The sequence below is a fragment of the Chitinophaga sp. 05T412 genome, from assembly GCF_056396465.1.
This window is the reverse complement of the sequence record NZ_JBFTLN010000111.1, coordinates 1-378: the sequence shown is the minus strand read 5'-3', so window position 1 is coordinate 378 and position 378 is coordinate 1. Positions and strand designations below refer to the sequence as shown.

The 378-nt window shown below is 70.1% G+C and carries 1 protein-coding gene; it reads left to right on the top strand.

Going from position 1 to position 378, the window contains the following annotated elements:
* A partial coding sequence (locus AC1DFM_RS34905) for a VOC family protein (RefSeq protein ID WP_477081402.1) occupies window positions 1-378 on the top strand: 378 nt, incomplete at both ends.

The window sequence follows — 378 nt, the reverse complement described above, 5'->3', positions numbered from 1 at the left end:
GGCCCGGGCCGTCAACCGGATCCTCGTGTTCACCGACCCCTGGGGCTTCCGCCACGAGGTGACCTGGGGCCAGAGCCACGTGCGCTCGTCGTTCCGACCGGGCCGCGCCATCACCGGCTTCGTCACCGGCGCGCAGGGCCTCGGCCACGTGCTGCTGCTCATGCCCGACATCGAGGCGGGCCACGAGTTCTTCACGAAGCTCGGCTTCCGGCTCTCCGACAAGATCATCGTGCCGGGCCGGCTCAACGCGCGCTTCTACCACTGCAACGCGCGGCACCACACGCTCGCGCTGGGGCAGTGCCCGCCCGGTGTGGCCGGGCTCAACCACCTGATGATCCAGGTGGGCTCGATCGACGACGTCGGCACGGGCTACGAGAT